Origin of the sequence: Flavobacterium pallidum (assembly GCF_003097535.1) — a bacterium.
In the GTDB taxonomy this organism is placed as follows: domain Bacteria; phylum Bacteroidota; class Bacteroidia; order Flavobacteriales; family Flavobacteriaceae; genus Flavobacterium; species Flavobacterium pallidum.
The window spans coordinates 102,855-126,742 of sequence record NZ_CP029187.1 but is presented as its reverse complement, the minus strand read 5'-3'; the positions used below and the strand labels follow the sequence as shown (position 1 = coordinate 126,742).

Annotated in this window: 23 protein-coding genes; all 23 read left to right on the top strand. The window is 43.8% G+C overall.

Annotated features, from left to right (window positions below; all coding sequences use genetic code 11):
- Positions 1-4: 4 nt before the first annotated feature.
- The 23 genes from HYN49_RS00375 (at position 5) to HYN49_RS00265 (ending at position 23,888) form a co-directional block, all read left to right on the top strand.
- Positions 5-1,402, top strand: a complete 1,398-nt coding sequence (locus tag HYN49_RS00375; RefSeq protein ID WP_108902277.1) for a UDP-glucose 6-dehydrogenase — start codon at positions 5-7, stop codon at positions 1,400-1,402.
- A 101-nt stretch (positions 1,403-1,503) separates the two neighbouring features.
- The gene (locus HYN49_RS00370; RefSeq protein WP_108902276.1) at positions 1,504-2,025 is read left to right on the top strand and encodes a winged helix-turn-helix domain-containing protein; all 522 of its coding nucleotides are present in this window, start codon (positions 1,504-1,506) and stop codon (positions 2,023-2,025) included.
- Positions 2,025-2,495 carry a UpxY family transcription antiterminator gene (locus HYN49_RS00365; protein ID WP_108902275.1) on the top strand — a complete coding sequence of 157 codons (471 nt, stop codon included), beginning with the start codon at positions 2,025-2,027 and terminating at the stop codon, positions 2,493-2,495. Before HYN49_RS00370 ends, HYN49_RS00365 begins: the two co-directional genes overlap by 1 nt.
- 80 nt (positions 2,496-2,575) lie before the next feature.
- Complete coding sequence (gene rfbB / locus HYN49_RS00360; RefSeq protein ID WP_108902274.1) at positions 2,576-3,631, top strand: dTDP-glucose 4,6-dehydratase; 1,056 nt, start codon at positions 2,576-2,578, stop codon at positions 3,629-3,631.
- A 32-nt stretch (positions 3,632-3,663) separates the two neighbouring features.
- On the top strand, positions 3,664-4,677 hold the full coding sequence (gene pseB / locus HYN49_RS00355) for a UDP-N-acetylglucosamine 4,6-dehydratase (inverting) (protein WP_108902273.1): 1,014 nt from the start codon (positions 3,664-3,666) through the stop codon (positions 4,675-4,677).
- The gene (gene pseC / locus HYN49_RS00350; protein ID WP_245892220.1) at positions 4,677-5,867 is read left to right on the top strand and encodes a UDP-4-amino-4,6-dideoxy-N-acetyl-beta-L-altrosamine transaminase; all 1,191 of its coding nucleotides are present in this window, start codon (positions 4,677-4,679) and stop codon (positions 5,865-5,867) included. The genes pseB and pseC overlap by 1 nt, the downstream gene beginning before the upstream one ends.
- The gene (locus tag HYN49_RS00345) at positions 5,854-6,693 is read left to right on the top strand and encodes an aldo/keto reductase (RefSeq protein ID WP_108902272.1); all 840 of its coding nucleotides are present in this window, start codon (positions 5,854-5,856) and stop codon (positions 6,691-6,693) included. The genes pseC and HYN49_RS00345 overlap by 14 nt, the downstream gene beginning before the upstream one ends.
- Position 6,694: 1 nt before the next feature.
- Complete coding sequence (locus HYN49_RS00340; protein WP_108902271.1) at positions 6,695-7,465, top strand: SDR family NAD(P)-dependent oxidoreductase; 771 nt, start codon at positions 6,695-6,697, stop codon at positions 7,463-7,465.
- Positions 7,466-7,487: 22 nt separating this feature from the next.
- Entirely contained in the window at positions 7,488-9,272 is a 1,785-nt protein-coding gene (locus HYN49_RS00335) for a cytidylyltransferase domain-containing protein (protein WP_108902270.1), read from the top strand.
- A 5-nt stretch (positions 9,273-9,277) separates the two neighbouring features.
- Entirely contained in the window at positions 9,278-9,724 is a 447-nt protein-coding gene (locus HYN49_RS00330; RefSeq protein ID WP_108902269.1) for a YhcH/YjgK/YiaL family protein, read from the top strand.
- Positions 9,725-9,726: 2 nt separating this feature from the next.
- Complete coding sequence (pseG, locus tag HYN49_RS00325) at positions 9,727-10,686, top strand: UDP-2,4-diacetamido-2,4,6-trideoxy-beta-L-altropyranose hydrolase (RefSeq protein ID WP_108902268.1); 960 nt, start codon at positions 9,727-9,729, stop codon at positions 10,684-10,686.
- Positions 10,687-11,553 carry a methionyl-tRNA formyltransferase gene (locus HYN49_RS00320; RefSeq protein WP_108902267.1) on the top strand — a complete coding sequence of 289 codons (867 nt, stop codon included), beginning with the start codon at positions 10,687-10,689 and terminating at the stop codon, positions 11,551-11,553.
- On the top strand, positions 11,553-12,596 hold the full coding sequence (pseI, locus tag HYN49_RS00315) for a pseudaminic acid synthase (RefSeq protein ID WP_108902266.1): 1,044 nt from the start codon (positions 11,553-11,555) through the stop codon (positions 12,594-12,596). Before HYN49_RS00320 ends, pseI begins: the two co-directional genes overlap by 1 nt.
- Positions 12,597-12,608: 12 nt before the next feature.
- Positions 12,609-13,913, top strand: coding sequence for a lipopolysaccharide biosynthesis protein (locus HYN49_RS00310; protein ID WP_108902265.1), 1,305 nt, complete (start codon positions 12,609-12,611; stop codon positions 13,911-13,913).
- Positions 13,906-15,435 carry a hypothetical protein gene (locus HYN49_RS00305; RefSeq protein WP_108902264.1) on the top strand — a complete coding sequence of 510 codons (1,530 nt, stop codon included), beginning with the start codon at positions 13,906-13,908 and terminating at the stop codon, positions 15,433-15,435. Before HYN49_RS00310 ends, HYN49_RS00305 begins: the two co-directional genes overlap by 8 nt.
- A gap of 11 nt (positions 15,436-15,446) precedes the next feature.
- A complete protein-coding gene (locus tag HYN49_RS00300; RefSeq protein WP_108902263.1) occupies positions 15,447-16,982 on the top strand; it encodes an aldolase catalytic domain-containing protein in 1,536 nt (511 codons plus the stop codon).
- Positions 16,983-16,985: 3 nt separating this feature from the next.
- Complete coding sequence (locus tag HYN49_RS00295) at positions 16,986-17,711, top strand: 3-deoxy-manno-octulosonate cytidylyltransferase (protein WP_108902262.1); 726 nt, start codon at positions 16,986-16,988, stop codon at positions 17,709-17,711.
- Positions 17,704-18,342, top strand: a complete 639-nt coding sequence (locus tag HYN49_RS00290; protein ID WP_181368983.1) for an HAD family hydrolase — start codon at positions 17,704-17,706, stop codon at positions 18,340-18,342. The genes HYN49_RS00295 and HYN49_RS00290 overlap by 8 nt, the downstream gene beginning before the upstream one ends.
- The gene (locus HYN49_RS00285) at positions 18,343-19,395 is read left to right on the top strand and encodes a polysialyltransferase family glycosyltransferase (protein WP_108902260.1); all 1,053 of its coding nucleotides are present in this window, start codon (positions 18,343-18,345) and stop codon (positions 19,393-19,395) included.
- A 6-nt stretch (positions 19,396-19,401) separates the two neighbouring features.
- Positions 19,402-20,655: an EpsG family protein gene (locus HYN49_RS00280; protein ID WP_108902259.1), complete on the top strand. Its 1,254-nt coding sequence runs from the start codon at positions 19,402-19,404 to the stop codon at positions 20,653-20,655.
- Between the two features lies 1 nt (position 20,656).
- Complete coding sequence (locus HYN49_RS00275; RefSeq protein ID WP_108902258.1) at positions 20,657-21,775, top strand: polysaccharide (de)acetylase; 1,119 nt, start codon at positions 20,657-20,659, stop codon at positions 21,773-21,775.
- Positions 21,772-22,791, top strand: coding sequence for an NAD-dependent epimerase/dehydratase family protein (locus HYN49_RS00270; RefSeq protein ID WP_108902257.1), 1,020 nt, complete (start codon positions 21,772-21,774; stop codon positions 22,789-22,791). Before HYN49_RS00275 ends, HYN49_RS00270 begins: the two co-directional genes overlap by 4 nt.
- Positions 22,788-23,888, top strand: coding sequence for a glycosyltransferase (locus HYN49_RS00265; RefSeq protein WP_108902256.1), 1,101 nt, complete (start codon positions 22,788-22,790; stop codon positions 23,886-23,888). Before HYN49_RS00270 ends, HYN49_RS00265 begins: the two co-directional genes overlap by 4 nt.

Below are 23,888 nucleotides of genomic sequence, written 5' to 3'. Positions count from 1 at the left end.
TACAATGAAAATTACAAACATTTGTTGCATCGGGGCCGGTTATGTGGGCGGTCCGACCATGGCAATCATAGCCCAGAAATGTCCTCATATTAAAGTGACCGTTGTCGACCTGAATGCGGAGAGGATCGCTGCATGGAATGATGAGAACGTGGAGAATATTCCGATTTATGAGCCGGGACTGAGTGAACTGGTTGGGGAAGCACGCGGACGCAACCTGTTTTTTTCAACTGAGGTGGATAAGGCCATTGATGAAGCACAGATGATTTTTATTTCCGTAAATACGCCTACAAAAACCTACGGATTAGGTAAAGGAATGGCAGCTGATTTGAAATACATCGAACTGTGCGCGCGCCAGATTGCGAGCATTGCCAAAAACGATAAGATTGTAGTTGAAAAATCGACGCTTCCGGTAAGGACCGCCGAAGCCATAAAGAGTATTTTGGAGAATACCGGAAACGGCGTTCATTTCCAGATTTTATCAAACCCTGAATTTTTAGCCGAAGGTACAGCGGTGCAGGATTTACTCCAGCCGGACCGTGTGCTCATCGGTGGAGAAACCAGTCCGGAAGGCGAGCAGGCCATCAATTCTTTGGTGGAAGTGTATGCCAACTGGGTTCCTAAAGAACGCATCCTCACCACCAATGTGTGGTCGTCGGAGCTGTCAAAACTGACGGCAAATGCATTCCTGGCGCAAAGGGTTTCTTCGATTAATGCCATGTCCGAATTGTGTGAAAAGACCGGCGCAGATGTCAATGAAGTGGCGCGCGCCATCGGGATGGACAGCCGTATCGGGCCGAAGTTCCTGAAATCATCAGTGGGTTTCGGCGGGTCTTGTTTCCAGAAGGATATCCTGAACCTGGTTTATATTGCCAAGTCTTACGGACTCCATGAAGTGGCCGATTACTGGGTGCAGGTCATCATCATGAACGACCACCAGAAAAGGAGGTTTGCTGCAAACATCGTACAGACATTATATAACACGGTTTCCGGGAAGAAAATTGCGTTCCTCGGATGGGCATTCAAGAAAGATACCAACGATACGCGCGAATCCGCAGCAATTTATGTTTCGGATTATTTGCTGAACGAACAGGCCAACATCGCCGTTTTCGATCCACAGGTAAAAGAAAAACAGGTACTTGCCGATTTGGATTACCTCCAGTCACGCCCGTCAGATCTTAATAAGAAAGGTATTAATGTGATGGATGATCCTTATGAAGTTTGCAAAGGTGCCCATGCGGTGGCCATCCTTACAGAATGGGATGAATTCAGGGAATACGACTGGCAGAAAATTTATGATAATATGCAGAAACCAGCATTCGTATTTGATGGCAGGAACATTTTGGATACTCCAAAACTGACCGCTATAGGATTCATTGTACAGTCGGTAGGAAGTACAAATTAGTAAATACTATTTTTCAAATAATATGAGCCCTTAAAATTTTAAGGGCTTTTTGTTTTTTTTATGTTAAAAAGAGTACTTTTGTTACTCACTCGGTTTAACTCATGCTCGAATCACTTATTACTTCAAAGACGAGATTAAGGATATTGGTGAAATTTTTCATGAATGTCGCTACCAATGGCTACCTGCGTGGCCTGGCAGAAGAGTTGAACGAATCCACAAACGCCATCCGAAAAGAGCTCAACAACCTGATGGATGCCGGATTCCTGGAAAAGGAAACCAGCAAAAATAAAATTATTTACAAGGCGAATATCAAGCATCCGCTGTTTGCCATCATACAAAAAATCGTGCGTCACCATATCGGGATCGAGGCCATGGTCGAAATGATCCTGCAACGTATGGGCGATGTGGAAAAGGTAGTAATCATCGGGGATTATGCCAATGGCAATGACAGCGGTACGATCCAGGTGATTTTAGTCGGGCAGAATTTGCATGCAAGCTACATTGACAAACTGGGGGCCAAGATTGAAAATGAGATAAAGCGCAAGGTCGAGTTCTTTTTAATGAGTGACTATGACGATGACAAGGGCCTCGTGATTTATGAAAACCACAAACCGACGGTATAATGCCCTGGTTTGTAATTTATACGCAGGCACGCAATGAAAAAAAAGTTGCCTTACGCCTGGAAAATATCGGAATAGAAGTCTATTGCCCGCTGGTAACACAAATCAGGCAATGGTCGGACAGGAAGAAAAAAGTGGAAACACCGCTGATCAGTTCTTACGTTTTTGTAAATGTCACTGAAAATGAAAGGGAAAAAGTATTCCAGGTCCCCGGAGTCGTACGTTATCTTTTTTGGCTTGGAAAGCCCGCGGTGATACGGAACGAAGAAATTGAAGCGCTTAAGGACAGCCTGAAAGAGGCGGTATTTAAGACAGAAATAACAAGCCTGAAACCAGGCAGCCCGATCAGCATCCCGCACGGTCCTTTTCAGGGAAAACTGGGAACGGTGAGCCAGGTGAATAAAAACAGTGTGAAAATTATCCTTCAGGAAATGGGGATCCTTATCACGCTCATTAAGCACGAAAGCGCTTAAAACTGAAAATAGAATCATTGCCAGGTCAGGCCACATTGTGGGACTGACACGGCGAAGCCATTTAAAAAAGTATTAAAAATATGAAGTCAGTAAAGAAAATATTGATTACAGGAGGTGCCGGATTCATCGGTTCGCATGTCGTCAGAAGGTTTGTAAAACAATATCCGGATTACCGCATCGTAAACCTTGATGCGCTGACGTATGCCGGGAATCTTGAAAACATCGCCGATATCGAAAAGGAACCGAATTACACTTTCGTAAAAGGCGATATCACTGATGCGGATTTTATCAACGACTTATTTGCCAACCATCATTTTGACGGCGTAATCCATCTTGCTGCGGAATCACACGTGGACCGCTCCATTACAGATCCGATGTCTTTCGTAAAGACAAACGTCATCGGGACGGTGAATTTACTGCATGCCGCAAAGGCTTCATGGGCAGGCCATTTCGAAGGAAAGCGTTTTTACCACATCAGCACCGATGAGGTTTACGGAAGCCTGGGCCAGACCGGATTATTTACTGAAACGACACCTTATGACCCGAATTCGCCTTACTCCGCGTCAAAAGCGGGCTCAGATCATTTTGTAAGGGCTTATGGTGAGACTTACGGATTGCCTTATGTCATTACCAATTGCTCCAACAATTACGGCCCGAACCATTTTCCTGAAAAATTTATTCCATTACTGATTCATAATATCATCCAAAATAAGGCCCTGCCGGTTTATGGCGATGGCAAATACACCCGGGATTGGCTTTTTGTAAAGGATCATGCTTTGGCCATTGACCTGGTTTTTCATGAAGGTAAAAACCATGAGACCTACAATATCGGCGGCTTCAATGAATGGCAGAATATCGACCTCGTGAAATTGCTTTGCGCAAAAATGGATGCAAAACTAAATAGGCCGGCAGGGACTTCAGAGCAGTTGATTACGTATGTGAAAGACCGTCCCGGCCACGATTTGCGGTATGCGATTGATGCGTCTAAAATCAATAAGGAACTCGGCTGGAAACCGTCAGTGACTTTTGAAGAAGGCCTGGAGCTGACTATTGACTGGTACCTGCAAAATGAAGATTGGCTGAACCATGTCACTTCAGGTGATTACAAAAACTATTACGACAAACAATATCACTAATAAACCAAATTATTAATCTTAAAATCTGCAGTATGACACTTGAAAATAAATCGATTTTAATTACCGGCGGGACGGGATCTCTTGGAAAAGCCCTCACAGCGCACATTTTCAAAACGTATCCGAAAATCAAAAAACTGATCATCCTTTCCAGGGATGAGCAGAAACAGTTCCAGATGGCACAGGAATTCCCATTGAGCGAATATCCGCAAATCCGTTTCTTTTTAGGGGATGTCAGGGACCAGGAGCGATTGATCAGGGCTTTTCAGGGCGTTGACATCGTCATCCACGCTGCAGCAATGAAACACGTGCATTTGGCAGAATACAATCCTGATGAATGCATTAAAACCAACATCGGCGGGGCACAGAATGTCATTCACGCCGCGTTGCAGACCAATGTTGAAAATGTCGTGGCACTGTCAACCGATAAGGCCTGCGCACCAATCAATTTATATGGTGCTACAAAACTGACCTCGGATAAATTATTCGTGGCCGCCAACAACATTAAAGGGATGAACCCGATCAAATTTTCTGTAGTCAGATACGGAAACGTGATGGGATCTAACGGGTCGGTCATCCCGTTTTTCATGAAGAAAAGGCCGGAAGGCAAACTCCCGATTACAGACCCAAACATGACACGTTTCAATATTTCGCTTCAGGGTGGAGTAGACATGGTCATGCATGCGATTCAGCATGCCTGGGGCGGCGAGATATTCATTCCGAAAATTCCGTCCTATAAAATTACGGACGTAGCGAAAGCAGTAGCGCCTGAGTGTACGCTGGATGTTGTCGGAATCCGTCCTGGAGAGAAAATCCATGAGGAAATGATTACGCCTTCGGACTCATTTTACACTTACGATTTAGGGAAGTATTATACCATCCTCCCTTCGACGCATGGCTGGAAACTGGCTGATTTTATAGAAAAATTTAATGCCGTGCGCGTGCCTGAAAATTTCGCATACAATTCTGAAACCAATACCGAATGGGATTCTGTAGATGATTTAAGAAGATTGATTGTTGAGCACGTAGATCCAAATTTCGAAGCATAATGGAAAAAATGAATATCCCTTACGGCCGACAGAACATCACCGAGGAAGACATCAAAGTGGTCATCGAGACTTTACAGTCGGACTACCTGACCCAGGGCCCGAAAATCCTCGAATTTGAAGAAGCTTTTGCGAAATACGTCGGTGCGAAATATGCTGTTGCCATCGCCAATGGAACCGCTGCGTTGCATTTGTGTGCAATGGCATTGGATGTTGAGCAAGGTCAGAAAGTCATCACCACCCCGATTACTTTTGCCGCTTCTGCAAACTGTGTAAGGTATTGCGGAGGTGAAGTGGTTTTTGGAGATATCGATCCGGAAACGTATTTACTCGATATCAATTCCGTAAGGAAACTTTTGGAAGCTTCCCCTAAAGGAACCTATCAGGGCATTATCCCGGTTGATTTTGCCGGAAGGGCCGTGGATTTGGAAGCGTATAAAAAACTCGCAGATGAATATAATTTGTGGATTATTGAAGATGCATGCCACGCTCCGGGTGGTTATTTCACCGATTCGAAAGGGCAGCAGCAACTGTGCGGAAACGGCAATTTTGCCGAACTCGCCATTTTCTCTTTTCATCCCGTAAAGCACATTGCCTGTGGTGAAGGCGGCATGATTACGACCAACGATGAGGCCTTGTACAAAAAACTATTGAAGTTAAGGACTCACGGGATCGTAAAGTCCGAAGACCAATACACCAATTCCATTGCGTTTGCAGGCGGCGACGAAAAATATCCGTTGTGGTATATGGAAATGCAGGATCTCGGATACAATTACCGCCTTACTGATTTCCAGGCAGCGCTTGGTTTAAGCCAGCTTTCGCGTGCGAATGAAGGTATTGACAGGAGAAGGCAGATTGCCGCAACCTATTTCGATGCTTTCAACGGCAAAGATTACATTCAGGGACAATCCGGTGTCGTGGAAGGGCATGCCTACCATTTGTATATCATTGAAGTGGAGAACCGCCTTGGGCTTTACAATTATTTAAGGGAACACGGGATTTACGCGCAGATCCATTACATCCCATGCCATTTGATGCCTTATTACAGGCAATTTGGCTGGAAGGAAGGCGATCGCCCGTTTTCTGAAAACTATTACAAATTATGCATCAGCCTGCCGATGTACCCGACATTATCGGAAGCACAGCAACAATATGTGATTTCGGCGATCAATACATTCTATGAGGCTGAATAATAAAATCGGACTCGGGACGGTCCAGTTTGGCATTCCTTACGGCGTGACGAACAGCAATGGGCAGACCCCGGCCGATGAAGTTTCGAGGATTCTCCGGTATGCTTCTGCAAACGGGATTGATACCCTCGATACGGCTTCTGCTTATGGAAACGCTGAAGAAACGCTAGGACAGAATGACCTGAACCGTTTCAAAATCGTTTCCAAATTCCTGAGTGCTGAAAATTACATGCCGATTTCGGCCCAATTTACAAAGTCGCTGCAAAACCTGAAAATGAATTCGTTGTACGGCTACCTTGCACATCGTCCGTTGGCTTTGCTCGACAATGAGAAAGAGTGGGAGACATTGCTCGGTTTAAAACAACAGGGAAAAGTTCAAAAAATCGGGTTTTCACTGAATTCCGTAAATGAATTGGAACGATTGCTGGATAAAGGCTGTTTTCCGGATCTGATCCAGGTGCCGTTCAACTATTTCGACAACCGTTTTGCGCCACTGATGCAGGAATTAAAAAGCAAAGGCTGCGAAATCCATACACGCTCTGCGTTTTTACAGGGGCTTTTTTTCGCAGATACTACAAAACTTCCTGCTTTTTTCGATGGTGTAAAAGAGCAGATTAATGCGCTCCAAAATGATTTCGGAACTAATTTATCAGGCGCGTTGTTGAAATATACCCTGTCATTGCCTTACATCGACAAGGTAATCATGGGTGTCGAAAACCTGGAGCAGCTTCAGAATAATATTACCGGTATTGATTCTGCGCTGCTCATGCCCGAAAATAAAAATATCATTTCCGACACTTTATTAATGCCTTCAAACTGGCCAAAATAATATGATACAAACCTTTTCGCTTACCGGAAAAACCGTCGTCATTACAGGCGGTTACGGATATCTTGGAAAAGCCATCACCGAAAGCCTGCGTTTTCACGGCGCATTGGTATATGTGCTTGGCAGGAATGAGGAAAGTTTCGAAAATACATTTGAAGATAAGGACAATCTTTTTTTTCAAACCTGCGATGTCTCGGAAACGGCAAGCATCCAGCAGGCTTTTGAAGCAATAAACAAAGTCCGCCCGATCGATATCCTGATCAACAATGCTTTTTTCAGCAAAGGGCAATCCCCTGAAACCATGTCCGATGAAGATTGGGCCACAGGTATAGACGGTACTTTGAACAGCGTTTTCAAATGCATCAGGGAAATTATCCCCTATTTCAAAGCGTCGGGATCGGGGAAAATCATCAATGTTTCCTCAATGTACGGCATGGTCGCACCGCAGTTTGAGGTGTATGACGATTTTCCGCAGTTTTTAAATCCGCCGCACTATGGCGCCGCAAAAGCGGGAATCCTGCAGCTGACGCGTTACTATGCAAACTATCTCGGAAAATATAATATCAATGTAAATGCCGTAACTCCCGGTCCTTTCCCATCTGGAACGGTACAGGAGACAGAAGGTTTCATCAAAGCGCTCGAAGTGAAAACCAGCCTGGGCAGGATTGGAAAACCCGAAGACCTGGCTGGCGCTTTCGTTTTCCTTGCTTCAGGTGCATCAAACTTTATCACAGGTCAGAACATCGTCGTGGACGGCGGCTGGACCAGCAAATAATCGACACAAAATTGACTTCATAATGGAAAATACATCATTGGGAAACCAGGTTATCATTGAAATTGCAAATACGCATGGTGGCGATATCAGCTACATCACGGCTTTGATAAAACAATTTGAAAAATTTCAGGATTACAGCATCAAATTCCAGCCTTTGCATCCGGATAAACTGGCGACACCTAATTTCTCTGCCTATACGATTTATCAGGAATTACTTTTCAGTTCTGAAGAATGGCGCGGTTTGATATCGCTTGCGAATGAAACCAAAAACGTATGGCTCGATATTTTTGATGAATATGGGGTGCAGATATTGAAAGAAAATTTTGACTCCGTTTACGGCATCAAGTTACAGGTTTCGGTGTTGTTTAATGCTGTTGTCATCAGGGAACTTTCGACGCTTAATTTATCGGGCAAGAAACTGATCCTGAACATCGCTGCACTGGAATTGCATGAAATCGAGTACTTCCTCAATAAATTTGAATCTGATTTAAATCCGTCTGAGATTTTACTCGAAGTCGGTTTCCAGGGTTACCCGACGCAACTGCTGGATTCCGGAATTTCAAAAATCAAGATCGTAAAGGAACATTTCGGCAAGAAAATCGTGTTCGCCGACCACATTGACAGGGAATCGAAATACGCAATATGGATGCCGGCCATGGCCATGGCTTCAGGTGCCGATATCATCGAAAAGCACGTGCTACTTGACAATATGGAGACCAAATACGATAAATATTCGAGCCTTGATATTGCACAGTTTACTGAAATGATTGAAATCATTACCAATTTTTCAGAACTCGACCAGGCCGGGTTCATCAATGAAAGGGAACGGACTTACCTCAAGAATTCTATTATGAAACCCATCCTGAAAGCCGATAAGGTCAAAGGACAAATGCTTTCCGTAGCCCATGATTTTGATTATAAAAGATCAGGACTTAATGGTTTGAATTCGAAGGAAATCAGTGACAGGATTGCCAGTTTCCACATCCTGAGCACGAATAAGGCTGCAGGAGATACACTGCAGGCCACCGATTTTAAGAAAGCCAATATTGCGGTAATTTCGGCATGCAGGTTGAAATCTTCAAGGCTGAAACAAAAGGCGTTGCTGAATATTGGTGATCTTCCATCGGTATCATTTTCGCTGAAGAACCTTTGCCGTTTTACAAATGTAAATCATGTTATTCTGGCCACATCGACGCTCGAAACCGATGCGCCTTTGAAGGATTATACATACAGTGATGCCGTGATTTTCCACCGCGGCGACCCTGAGGATGTGATTCAAAGATACCTCGACATTATCAGGCAGCTTAAGATCGATGTCGTAATCCGTGTGACCGCTGACAACCCATACCTGGACAATGACATTTGCCAGATTTTGCTCCAATCGCATTTTGAAAGCGGCGCCGATTATACCGCCGGAAAAAACGCCAGTGTGGGCACCAATATTGAAATCATGAACGCACAGGCTTTGGAAAAGGTAAAAAGCCATTTCCCGAATGCCGATTATTCTGAATACATGACGTGGTATTTCATGAACAATCAGGAGCATTTCAAGATCAACCTCGTAGACCTTCCTGAAATGTATGTCAGGGATTACAGGCTTACACTGGATTACGACGAAGATCTGCAGCTGTTCAACCAGATCCATGAGAAACTTTCCGGTGTTCCCGATTATACCTTAAAAGATGTCATCGCAGTACTGGATGCCAATCCTGAACTTGCCCAAATCAACAGCCACATCAATCCGGCTTATATGATCAACCAGGAATTGATAGATACATTAAACGAAAAAACAAAAATTAAACTGTAACCGCTATGATTACCGGAACATTGGAAAATATTAAAGAGTACCAGGCTATTTATCCTGCAATTTCTGAATTGGCATCTTATCTGGAAAATCATTCTCTTTCAGATCTGGATACAAAAACCGCTTTGGAGACCATTACTTTGATTCCGCTGAAAAGCGAAAAGCCGGGTGACAATTTCGATCCGCGCGTACTGGAAGCGCATAAGGTACAAATGGACATCCACATTACGCTTTCGGGTGTCGATGTGGTCGCTTACGCAGATTTGGATAAAGAGAGCGCCATTTTTAAGGAGTATGATAAGGATGGTGATTATTTGCTGGCCCATTCCGATAATATTAAAACCATTACCGTTCCCGCCGGATATTTCTGCATTATCCCGAACCAGTTTGCGCACATGGCATTGTATGCAGGCCATCAGGATGTGAAAAAGATTGTAGTAAAATTTAACGCTTAAGTTTGAAAAAACAGGTCTTTTTCAGGGCAGACGGAAGTGCACAAACCGGACTTGGTCATTTGGTGCGATGCCTCGCATTGGCACAAATGCTTCAGGACGACTTTGACATTGAATTTGTCTGCATGGAAATTCCTGATATCATAAAGCAGGATATCATTACCAAAGATTTTTCAGTACGGGAAATTGCTTCCGAAAATGATTTCATCAACTCACTTCCAACCGATGCCATTGTCATCATCGATCACTATGGCCTGAACGTGGATTTCCACAAAGCCATAATTGCAAAGGATTGTAAAGTGATATGTATTGATGACCTTCACGAAAAGGAATTCCATGCCCACGTGATTATAAACCATGCCCCCGGAATTTCTGAGGACGATTATAAAGCGCTGCCGGATACAAAATTTGCCCTTGGACCGGATTATGCATTGTTGCGTCCGGCTTTCCTTGAGGCGGCGAAGACCTCTGAAAAGAAAAATAAAATAAAAACCGTCCTGATTTGTTTCGGCGGAAGTGATTATTTAAACCTGACACAGAAAATCACGGCGTTTGTTGCAGGTTTAAGAAATGACTATCAGGTTTTTGTGATTACCGGTGCGGCCTATGCCTTTACAGAGGAATTATCGGCTTATTGCGCTGCTTATCCTGAAATCACACATTTCAGTGCGATACCCGAAAAGCAAATGCTCGACCTGATGAAAAAATCAGACCTTGCGATTGTACCTTCCAGCGGCATCGTTTTTGAAGCGCTTGCCGCAGGATGCAAAGTGATGAGTTCTTGGTATGTAGATAATCAACGTGAAATATTTGACGGTTTCCGTGACTTGCAGGCCATAATACCTCTCGAAAGTTTTGAAGATATTTCAGAGGAATTGTTCCTGAATATTGAAAATATAGAAACCAGGCAGGTTATCGACGGTTTGTCAGGAAAACGCCTGCTTCAATTAATCAGTGAATTGTAAATGAAAATAGGGATTTTAGCTTCGGGCGGACTCGGATTAAAGGTTTTGCAGCAATGCAGCGACCTGCTGGATCCTGTTTTTATTGCCGCCGATTCGAAGTCAGATGGTATTATCGATTTTGCTAAAGAAAAGCAGATTCCGCTATTTACCGGAAATCCCAGAAACGGACGGCTCCTGTCATTTTTAAACGAAAATTCCCTGAGCTGTGACTTACTGTTCTCCATAAATTACCTGTTCCTGATCGAGCAGGATATTTTAGATGCGATACCTTCCTGCATCAATTTTCATGGTAGTTTATTGCCTAAATACCGGGGACGGACACCGCACGTCTGGGCCATCATCAATAATGAATCCGTTACAGGAATTACGGCACATTTCATCGATGACCAATGTGATACCGGTAATATCGTATTGCAGAAACAAATCATGATCGGACCTGAAATGACAGGTGCCGAAGTGCTGGCGCAATATGAAACTTATTACCCGATTATGATTCGGGAGATTTATGAAAAAATACAAAACGGAAGCCTTTCGGTTACTGTTCAGGATCATAGCAAAGCGACCTATTTTGGTAAAAGAACCCCTGAAGATGGACAGATTGACTGGAATTGGCAGAAAGAACGGATCAAAAACTGGGTGCGTGCACAGGCACATCCGTATCCGGGTGCTTTTACATTCCTTGATGGACAAAAAATCACGATTGACAAGGTTACGTTTTCTGATTTCGGGTTTGATTCTTCCATGGAAAACGGAACAATTCTACAGACAGATCCCGCCGTTCTTGTTAAGACACAAAATGGCGTGATTGAACTGACACAAATACGCGAAAACAAAGATTTTTTAAAACAAGATAAAATTTTACGATAATGAAGATCGACAACTTTGAAATCAGTAAGGACAGCCCCGTTTTTATCATAGCTGAACTTTCCGCGAACCATAACGGCAGCATTGAAGTGGCCATTGAAACCATCAAAGCGGCTAAAAGGGCAGGGGCTGATGCCATAAAATTGCAGACTTATACTGCCGATACCATCACCATCGATTCTGATAAGGATGATTTCAGGCTGAAGCAGGGTACGATCTGGGATGGCAAGACATTTTATAATTTGTATCAGGAAGCTTATACGCCATGGGAATGGCACAAGCAGCTTTTTGATGAAGCGAAGAAAGCGGGGTTGGTTTGTTTTTCATCGCCTTTTGATCCGACGGCGGTCGAATTTCTTGAAGACCTGGATGCGCCGGCTTACAAGATCGCTTCTTTTGAAATTACTGATATCCCTCTGATTGAATTGACAGCTTCAAAAGGAAAACCGATCATCATCTCTACCGGAATTGCAGAACTTGAGGATATCGATCTTGCTGTGAAAGCGTGCAAAAGGATGGGCAATGACAATATCGCCTTGTTGAAATGTACGTCAAGTTATCCCGCACCTATTGGAGAAGCCAATATGATTATGGTAAAGGACCTCGCGGAAAGATATGGTGTCATCAGCGGTTTGTCCGATCATACTATGGGCAGCACAGTGCCAATCGTAGCGACGGTCATGGGTGCGAAAATTATAGAAAAGCATTTCATACTCGACCATTCCATCGGTGGGCCAGATGCGTCTTTCTCTATGGATGAAGCAGAATTTACCGCCATGGTGAAAGCGGTCCGCGAAGCCGAGTCGGCGATTGGAACGGTAGACTATAAATTAACCGATAAACAGAAAAGCGGCCGCGAATTTTCACGTTCGCTATACGTTGTCGGCGATATGAAATCCGGCGACACCATCACGCCCGAAAACGTGCGTTCCATCAGGCCGGGTTATGGTTTGCATCCAAAACATTACAGGGAAATCTTAGGCAAAAAAGTAAATCGCGATATCGAAAAAGGCATCGCTTTCAGCCTTGATTTTATTGAAGCATAATCACCTCCAACCATGATCGGTAAGATAAAAAAAGGACTGTCGCAACCCGTTGTAAAACGGATGATGGTGTATGCACTCACGGACGGGCTTAGCAAGGCGGTTCCTTTCCTGATCATGCCCATTATTGCATTATACCTCAAACCGGCTGAATTCGGTATTGCCAGTAATTACATGGTGTATACGAATATGGTGGGTGCTTTTATCGGGCTTGGGACGCAGTCATATTTTTCGGTAGATTATTACCGTACGGATATTAAAAACCGGGCAAAATTACTCACCAATCTCGTTGCCATTAATCTTGTCATCATGCTCATAGCAAGTATTGTGATTTTACTGACAAGTGGCTATATCAAGAACTTTTTTGTGATCGGATTGGAATTCCAGTTGCTTGGAAGCCTGATGATGTTCTTCTCAGCCTTCACGGATTTGTTTGTAATCTACCTCAGGATGGAGGAAAAACTGAAGCAATACAGCCGTTTCCAGTTGATGACCTCGTTGTCGTCGGCGCTGCTGAGCCTTGTTTTCATTACGGTATTCCTGATGTCATGGGAAGGGCGCGTATATGCATTATTCCTCAGCAACCTGATTCTTTTTATTATCGCCGCGATCGCTTTCGCAAAAAAAGACCTGTTGAAATTCAAGTATGACAAAGCGATGGTGAAAGATGCGCTGAAATTTGGCATACCGTTGCTTCCACACCGGCTTTCCACCTGGATACGCAGCGGTTTCGATCGTCTCGTCATTACTAAAAAACAGGGCATTAATGCGACAGGTATTTATTCCTTCGGATCGAATATTTCCAATGCGGTGACGCTTTTCGTAAATTCTTTTTCCGCAGCGTTCACGCCTTATGTGTATAAACAGCTTAAAATTGGGGAAGATGAAATAGAGAAGGATTTCGGCATCAAAAAGAAAATCGTGAAAACGTGCTATCTGGCGACTTTAATTTTCGGGGTTTTGTTGGTGGTTTCCTATATTTTGCTGGCGCTGTTCATACAACTCTGCTTTGATTCGTCATACAAAGATGCGATCCTTTACATGCCGTTCTTTTTTGTAAGCATCTTTTTCGGGTTCATATACAACATCGTGTCGATGTTTGTTTTTTACAGTAAAAAGACCAAATTCTTAGGGATATTCACCATGACCATCGCCATTGTACAGGCGGCCAGCGTGATTCCGCTCGTCAACTGGTTCGGGACCATGGGTGCCGCCTATTCGCTTTTGGTAGGCAGTTTCCTTAAAGCATTTATCATCATCATTTACAGCCAGAAAGTATATCCAATGCCGTGGCTTTCAAATTCAAAATCATATGCCTGATCATCCGAAAAACATATTATTTTATTTTGCCTGGCAATTGAATCCCGTGCATTTCGGGGTGGTGATTGAGCAGCTCGAGCGCGTCATCGCACAAAATAAAGGCGAAGGGAAAATCTATTTCTTAAGCTGTGACGGCGTGTTGAAGCCCTGCCATACCAATCGTGAAGGCGATCCGGCAAAATGTACTTTATGCCAGTTTAACAATGATACCGCTTTAAGCAAATATAAAGGCCAGGTCGAGGTATTGAAGATTTCGGATTACAACAGGCAGTATAGTGTTCCGACATTTGAATACAATTCCGTGCCGGATATTAAAAAACTACGATACAAGGACGTGCAGATTGGCTATGGCGCTTTTTCAACCTATATCTCTGCAACGAGGAACCTCGAGCCGATAATGGATTCTGAGTTCCGGGAATATTTTGACAAAATGCTCGCCAGCCAGGTCATGCTAACCGATGTGGTTTTGGATATTATCGAGCAAAAGGAAATCGGAAGCGCTTACTTTTTCAATGGCCGCACCGCAGATACCAGGCCATTGTATGACATTTGCAAGACAAGGGAAATCCCGTTTGTGTCTTTGGAATTTGCCAAGAAAAACGACCAGGAATTCTTCATAAACGAGTTTTTCAATTGTCTGCCTCACGATATCGATTTCAATCATCAGCGGGTTTTAAGTGTTTGGGAAAACGCTCCGGAATCGGTAGAGGAAAGGATAAGATTCGGGAGCGATTTTTACGAAAAACGGAAAAACGGCATCGCCGATTCTGAAAAAAGAAATTACGTTGCAGGCCAGGACAAGGAATTGCTGCCGGAAAACTGGGATGCCTCCAAAAAGAATATTGGCATTTTCATTTCTTCGGAAGATGAATTTGCGGCGATCGGAGATATTTTTGACAAGCTGGCCGTATTCCGGACACAGGAAGAAGGCATCCATGCCATATTGCAGCAGATGGGTAATCGTGAGGGCTACCATTTCTACATCAGGGTGCATCCGAACCTCAAAGCGGTAAAGTATTCGTATGTGACCAGGCTGCAGGATTTTCAGGGGATGTATGATAATGTGACCGTGATTGATCCCAAATCGAGGATCAGCACGTATGCATTGATCGACTATTCGGATGTGACATTGGCCTTTGGCTCTACTGTGGGTGCAGAAGCGGCTTATTGGAGAAAGCCTTCTATCATTCTGGCTGCCTGCTGGTATTATCATCTGGACATTGGCTACAAACCCAAAAATGTTGATGAAGTAGTGGCTTTGCTGGAGCAGGACCTGAGCCCGGGATCCAAACTGGATGCCATCAAATATGGCTACTATTTGTCCGGCGCTGAGAAATTCATGCGCCCGAATGCCTTCAATCCTTTCCCAATCAGTTTCATGGGGAAAAGCACGGGGCTGGGACACAAACACCTTACCGTGTTAGGCAGCCCATTACTTTACAAACTGAAACTGGCCGCTTATAAATCAATCCTAGGATTAAGAAAAAATAAAAAATTAACGATTCCCCGCAAAGGAATGTAGCAATAAGAATTATGGCAAAAATATTAGATTGTACACTAAGGGACGGAGGATATTACACCAACTGGGATTTCAGTACTGACATCGTAAACCGCTATTTCACTTCCTTCAACCACCTGCCGGTAGAATACCTCGAAATCGGTTACAGGTCAAAACCCATGAAAAAATACCTGGGCGAGTTTTTTTACTGCCCGGATTATGTACTCGATAAGGTCAAGCAGCTTTCGACCAAAAAACTTGTCATCATCCTCGATGAAAAAGACGTTCTGCGAGAAGATGTTGTGGAACTTCTCAAGCCGTGCCTCGGCATCATTACAATGGTCAGGATGGCCATCGACCCTAAAAGTTTCAAGCGTGCTTTGGGCCTGGCGGAAGAAGTCAGGAAAATGGGCTTCGAAGTCGGTTTTAACGTAATGTACATGTCGAACTGGCGTGAGCATCCGGATTTCCTGGCGCAGCTTAAAGATGTTCAGGGCCTTTGCGATATTTTCTATATGGTGGATTCCTACGGAGGCGTTTTCCCGGACGATGTCAGGAATACGTATAACCTTGTGAAGGAAAAAGTGGACGTACCGATCGGATTCCACGGGCACAATAATATGGAACTCGGATTGATCAATACACTTACAGCGATCGAATGTGGTGCCGATATCGTCGATTCTACCATCACCGGAATGGGCCGCGGCGCCGGAAACCTGAAAACCGAATTATTGCTTACGGCGCTCAACGCACGTGAAAACCTCGAAGTTGATTTCAATGCCTTAAGCCAGGTCACCGATGCTTTCGAGCAACTGCAGAAAGAGCATGAATGGGGCACCAACCTGCCGTATATGGTGTCCGGAGCCAATTCGCTGCCGCAGAAAGACGTCATGGAATGGGTCAGCAAGAGGTATTATTCCTTTAACAGCATCATTAGAGCGCTGCACAACCAAAAAGAGAAGAAACAGGACAATGAGCACCTGCCAAAATTCGCTTCAGATAAAAAGTATAAAAAAGCATTGGTCATCGGAGGCGGGCCCTCATCATTGAAACACCGCCCGGCATTGCATAATTTTATTGAAGGGACAGATGATTTGTGCCTGATTTTCGCGAGTTCGAAAAATGCAGGTTATTTTGTAGATACCGATAAGGACCAGTATTTCAGCCTTGTCGGCAACGAAGGTTTCAGGCTTTCAGCTGTATTCGACAAAATTGAAAATTTCAGGGGAACCTGCGTCCTTCCGCCATTCCCGAGGAAAATGGGGACCTTTATCCCGGAAAAAATCCGCAGCCACAGTTTTGAGCTCGAAAGTGTTTTTACCGATATCGTGGACGATTCACATACCGTACTGGCATTGCAGACGGCTTTGGAGCTTGGTGTTGAAGAACTGTTTTTCACCGGATATGATGGTTACAGCGATGACAAGATCGGCACGAAAGAGCAGGAACTTTTTGTGGAAAATGAAGCGCTTTTCAAAGCCGTTTCTGAAAAAGGAATCACGCTGCATTCGCTCACACCGACACGTTACAAAGGCCTCGGAACCGATTCCGTTTACGCACACCTGACATAATTTATGGAAATAGCCTTAATCATACCGGCGCGTTACAAATCGACGCGCTTTCCAGGGAAACCGCTGACGGACATTAAAGGAAAAAGCATGATTTTACGTGTTTTTGAGCAATGTGCCAAAGCGTTCCCGAAAGAAAAAATTTATGTTGCCACAGAAGACAACCGCATCGTCGAGCATTGCGAAGCCCATGGCATGCAGGCGATCCTGACCTCGGACGATTGCCTTACGGGAACCGACAGGATTGCTGAAGCAGCCTTGCAGATAGATGCCGATTATTACATCAATGTTCAGGGAGATGAACCGGTTTTTAACCCCGAAGACATCACAACGATTATTTCAAAACTCGAAGAATGCAACGGTGAAGTCATCAACGGCTATTGTGCCATCGATACAGACGAACAATACCGTAGTAGTTCAGTCCCGAAAGTGGTTTTCCGCCCCGATGGCAGGATGTTATACATGTCGAGAAGCCCGATTCCGGGGAATAAAAACCATACTTTCATAAAATCGTGGAGGCAGGTCTGCATTTATGCTTTTCCAAAGAAAGCGCTTGCTGAATTTGCATCCATAAAGGAAAAAACACCGTTAGAGGATATGGAGGATATCGAAATCCTGAGGTTTTTGGAAATGGGTTATGAAGTCAGGATGCTCGAATTGTCAAACGATTCAGTGCCTGTGGACCATCCCGAAGATCTGGAAAAAGTTTTGGAAAGGCTCAAAGATGAATAATATAAAAGAAATCATCTGGGATTTCGACGGTGTCATTTTACTGTCGGATGCAGTGCGTGAGTACGGTTTCAGGAAAATTTTTGAAACCCATCCTGAAGATCAGGTTGAGCAATTGGTGCAATTCCACCTGAAAAACGGAGGCTTGTCCCGTTATGTGAAAATCAGGTATTTTTATGAAAAAATCCTGAATCAATCCATTACAGAAGAAGAAGTGAACCGGCTTGCCGATAATTTTTCGGTGATTATGAAAGATGCTCTTGTTAATGTGAACCTTTTGAATCCGGAATGGATTGAGTTGATGAAGGAAATTGGCGGTGCATACGTGCATTCCATAGCCTCAGGCTCAGACGGCAAGGAATTGAACTATCTTTGCCAGACGCTCGGCATTGCGAAACACTTCAAAATCATATCAGGATCGCCCACGCCGAAAAAGCAACTGGTGGCCGATATCATCAGCTCCAGTGATTTTTCGCCAGCAGAAATCGTACTGATCGGTGATGCCGTAAATGACCTCGAAGCGGCTGAATTCAACCAAATCAAATTCATCGGCTACCACCATCACAGCCTGAAGGACGCGCCGTTATTCCTTACTGATCTGACGAAGGTAGCCCAAATATTAAACAGGAATTAAATGAAGAATATCCTTTTTGCCATAAACACTGAGTACCATGTATTGGTTATTACAAGCCTGATAGAACAATTGTATTCAGACAAAAGCCAATACCATGTGACCGTTTTATTGCATGTAAACATAAAGGCAAACCGCTTTAAGAACCAGTTGAATTTTGAGGCACTGGGCGTTGAGGTTGTGGTTGTTGAAATCGATATTACCAGCAAAGTCTATGATCCTAAAGTGAAGCAGGCACTCGATTATGTACTTTCAAAACCCTACGAAAAGCTCATTTTATTTCTGGAACAGGCTCCGATTAATCAATACCTGATCAACAAATTGTCTCCGAAAGGCACCACCATCTGCATTGCGCCGGAAGGGACCAGGCCATACATCACGATTGCGAAAGCGGCAATCCCTTCAAGGCTCAGGGCGACGATCAAAAACTACCGTTTTTTCAAGACGCAGCGACTTTCTGTAAACCGGCTATACATTGTGAGCAATAAAAATGGCTTTTTAAAACAGACCGATGAAGTCTGGATCAACCATCCGGAAAGTTACAAGAATGTCACGCATAAAAAAGTAGTTCCGATTTCATTGTACACTTCAGAAGGTGAAACAAAAAAAGCATCCGAAATATTTAATTTCGATATCACCAAAGAGATGCCGCAAACCGAAGGAATGTTGTTTTACATCAACCAGTGGTATGTGGAATTTAAGGTGTATGATTTTGAACTCGAAGTGCTTCAGGCGATCCTGGATAAATTTCCGGATAAGACGATTTATATCAAATTGCACCCCAATACGCACGCTTTCCAGATCGAAAAATTTGAGAAAATGGATCGCATTATCCTTAACAGGAGTACCGTTCCTGCCGAACTTTTTATCATCAACCTCAAAAACAGCATCGTGTTCAGTTTTTGGTCGGCTGCATTACTGATCGGAAATCCGTCGAATAAATTTTACTGGATCCACAAATTGCTGGAAAAGCAAAAACTGATGGATTGGTGGTCCATCGTCAATCCGACAAAGCATATCCGTGAAGTGGAAGACATTAACGACATCCAATTTTAAAAGCTGATGCAGCAAACCACTGAAAATACGCAGAAAGACGACTCGTTATGGATGCTGATCCTGTTTTTGATCAACCCATTCTTCTCGTTGGTGTTCTCTATTAAGAATTACTTATCCAGATATTCGAGGAACATCGTGATGCTCTTCTGCGGATTTTACGGACTCACGTTCTATCCGGTGAGGGAATCCATGGATTCTTTCCGGCACCGCGAGGATTTTGTCGAGTGGGCCAGCCAGACTGATATCACTTTTGACCAGTTTGCTTCCAGGCTCTATAGTGAAGATGTAAAATATGTTGACGTTTTCATGCCCTTGCTTAAGTTCGTTGTAAGCCGTTTTACAGATGATGTCGGCATTTTTTACGCGATACTCGGGTTGCTTTTCGGGTATTACCTGTCACGGAATATCTGGCTGCTGGTTGACCATTGTAAGGACAAACTGACCCGCAACCTTGGCATTGTGCTTTTTACAGTAGCTTTCGTCATTGGACCTTGGGAAATCAACTCGTTCAGGTTTTGGATTGGGGCGCAGATGTTTATGTTTTACGGCTACAATTACCTGGTCTTAAAGAAGAAACGACATTTAATAGGATTGATTGCGACGCCCTTCATACACTTCGGTTTCTTCTTTACACTGGTCGTCTTTGCGGTGTATAAGCTGGCGGGGAACAGGCTTCACATCTATTTTATGATATTCCTGGCATCGTTGGTCATCAACAGTTTTCCGGTGGTGAACATACAGTCGTACATTCCGGAAACCTCATTGGACGCACTCAACAAAAAAACCACCAGTTACACCAGCGACGATTATATCGAGGGCAGGGCCGAAGTGGCTTCCGAGCTGAACTGGTACGTAGCTTTCAAGGTAAAGCCGCTGAATTTTACGACTTTTCTGCTTATCGCATTTTTATATTTCAGGAAAAGAAAGGAACTTCTGGAAAGCAAATACCTCTCATTGCTGTGTTTTTCGCTTTTACTGATGTCGTTGTCCTATGCAATTATGGGGGAAGTGCCAACGTTTTTCCGTTATTTCCGTACTTCACTGCTGATGTTCTACGCCTTCCTGTTTTTATTTATGGTTAATGGTGACGAGCAATGGTATAAGAAATTTTATCCATTGCAGGTTTTTGCCACCGTGTTTTACATCATCGTGGAAATCCGTATCTGGTTTGACACCGCTACGGTCGATACCTTTATCTCCAACCCAATTGTGGCATTCATTTCGCAGACCTACATCTGCGTGATTAATTTTATCAAGTAAAGTGAGCCTTAAAGATTTAATTAAAAATAACCTTTACAGCATTTCCGGCTGGTCCACGCCACGGAAAATTGTGGTCATTGAAAGCGACGACTGGGGAAGCATCAGGATGCAGTCTGCGAATGCTTTCGCGGCCATGTCGCAGCAGTTTGCGCTTAAGGACAATCCTTTCAATCGTGTGGATTCGCTCGAAACTGAAAGTGATATGGACATGCTTTATGAATGCCTTAATGCTGTAAAAGATAAAAATGGAAACCACGCCAAAATCACCGCCAATTTCCTCACCGCCAATCCTGATTTTGAAAAAATAAAAGCTTCGCGTTTTGAGCAATATTTTTATGAGGATTTCAGGAATTCATATGAGCGGTATGATTGTGGAAATGCCTTTGAAAAAGTGCAACACGGAATCAATGCAGGTATTTTTTATCCGCAATTTCACGGTCGGGAACACGTTCAGGTGGAATATTGGATGAGAGACCTAATGGAAGCAAAACGCGAAACCTTGATCGGGTTTGAACATGGTTTCTTTGGTTTTGGGCGTAATGAAATTAATGCTAAAGGATATCTTTCTTCGTTCAACGCTGCTTCCGAAACGGAATTGGAAAACGTAAAAAAAACAATACGCGAAGGGCTTCAGCATTTCGAAAAAATCTTTGGGTTTACATCCAGGTCGGTAATCGCTCCGCAAAATACCATGCACCCGAAGTTGCTGCCTTTCCTTAAAGAAAATGGCGTCGATGTCATTCAGGGCGCGCGCGTCAGGAAGCAACAGCCTTTACATGCAAATGAAAAACCAACCGTAAAAAGGTTTATGGGATCGGTAAATGAAGCAGGACAGCTTGATATCGTACGCAACGTCACTTTTGAACCGGGTTCTCATAAGACATCACAGGTTGATAAAGCATTAAAAGAAATCGAAATTGCTTTCCGCTGGGGAAAACCAGCGGTAATCTGCAGCCACAGGCACAATTTTATGGGAACGCTCGACGCATCGAACCGCGAAAAAGGGTTTCAGCAACTTGGGCAGTTACTGCATACCATTTGCAAAAAATGGCCCCAAACCGAATTCATGACCACAATCGAATTGGCCAATCTAATCAAATCATCAAAAAAGCTTAGATGAAAAAAATACTTGTTACAGGAGCCGCAGGTTTCATAGGATTCCATCTTGTCAAAAGATTGCTCGAAACCGGGCACGACGTCTATGGCATCGATAACCTGAACGCTTATTATGATGTAAGGCTGAAACTTGACCGCCTCAGGCAACTTGGCATTGATGTACAGGAAGAGAATTTCCTCAGGCAAAAGGAAGTGGGTAGCAACACTCATAGCCATTTCAAATTCCTCCAGCTCGACCTGACCGATGAGCATCGCCTCGATGTACTTTTTGAAAAAGAGCAGTTTGATGTGGTAGCCAATCTTGCTGCGCAGGCCGGAGTGCGTTATTCTATCGACAACCCGAAAGTATACGTGCAATCGAACGTCGTTGGGTTCATCAACATCCTGGAAGCCTGCCGCCAGAATAATATCAAGCATTTGGTTTATGCTTCAAGTTCCTCGGTATACGGCAACCGCGATGAAGTTCCTTTCTCTGAAAATGACCGCGTCGATCATCCGGTAAGCCTTTATGCAGCAACCAAAAAAAGCAACGAGCTCATGGCGCATGTATATTCACATCTTTACGGATTGCCTACAACAGGCTTGCGTTTTTTTACCGTGTACGGACCTTGGGGAAGGCCGGATATGGCACCGTTCCTTTTCACCAAAGCATTGTTTGAAGGCAAACCGATCAAGGTGTTTAACAATGGCGATTTAAGGCGTGACTTCACTTACATCGACGACATCATCCAGGGCGTAACCGGAATCATCGACAAGGAAGTGTCACAATCGGACTACCGCGTTTTCAATATCGGCAATAACAATCCTGAGAAATTGATGGATTTTATAAAATTCATCCAGGAATCTTCAGGAAAGGAAGCCAAACTTGATTTCCTGCCAATGCAGGCCGGCGATGTGTTCCAGACGTATGCGGACATCGACCAATTGCAGCAATATTCCGGATATAAGCCACAAACCTCACTTAAAGAAGGCCTTCAGCAATTTGTACATTGGTATAAAGAATATTATAAAGTAAGTTGAAAAAGAAAATACTTTTTTTATTGCCTACGCTCGATGCCGGTGGTGCCGAGAATTATGCACTCCGCGTAATCAATCATTACAAAGAGGAATTTGATTTCAGTGTGCTGTCCGTAAAACTGAGGAAAGGAGACCTGCATGATGATTTTGCTAAAGCCGGTGCAAAAATCTTTTACAGGTCCATCGGATATCTCGACATCAAAAAAGCAAAAGCATTTTATGATTTCCTGAAATCGGAAGGTTTTGATACGATTTGTACCTTCAACGGAAATTTCGGCGGGCTCCCGATCGCGATTGCAAAAAAAGCCGGAATCAAAAACCGGATGGCTTTCTACAGAAGGTCTACGAACGCTTTCGGGAATAATTTCTTCAAAAAGAAATATAATGATTTTGCGAATTTCCTGATCAGGAAAAACGCCACCGGAATCCTGTCAAACAGCCGTGCCGCTTTTGAGAATTTCCATAAGAAATACCATAAAACAGACCCGCGGTATAAAGTCATCCCAAATGGTTCCGATGCTGCGAAATTTGATATTGCCCTCTCAAGGAAAGACGCTGCGAAAAAACTCGGGATAAACGAAAATGCCTATGTCATTGGGCATGTCGGCCGTTTTGACCCGGCTAAAAACCACAATACCATTTTCAAAGTGGCTGCCAAAGTGATTGCAGAAAACCCGGAAGTATTTTTTCTTTTTTGCGGGAAAGATACCGACAGCGATAATTTTAAAGCCAGGCTTGCTGAAAACGGCATCAGCAACAACGGCATCACCTTAGGCCTCAGGAATGATTTAGAGGTGGTTTACAGGGCGATGAATGTGTTTTATTTCCCTTCAGTCACTGAAGGCCAGCCGAATGCCTTAATTGAAGCGATGCTGAGCGGGCTTCCGGTAATCACAGCCGATATCGCTTCAATAAGTGAAGCATTGCCTGAAAACCACCAGCATATGGTTTTTAATCCATTGGAAATAAGGTCGGTAGCGGATTTACTGATCGGTTTTTCAACGCAGCGAATCAACGAAAATGAATTTAAATGCAAAGATTGGGCGAAGGTAAAATTCGACCTCGATAAAAACCTGACCCTTTTCAAAGACCTTTTATAA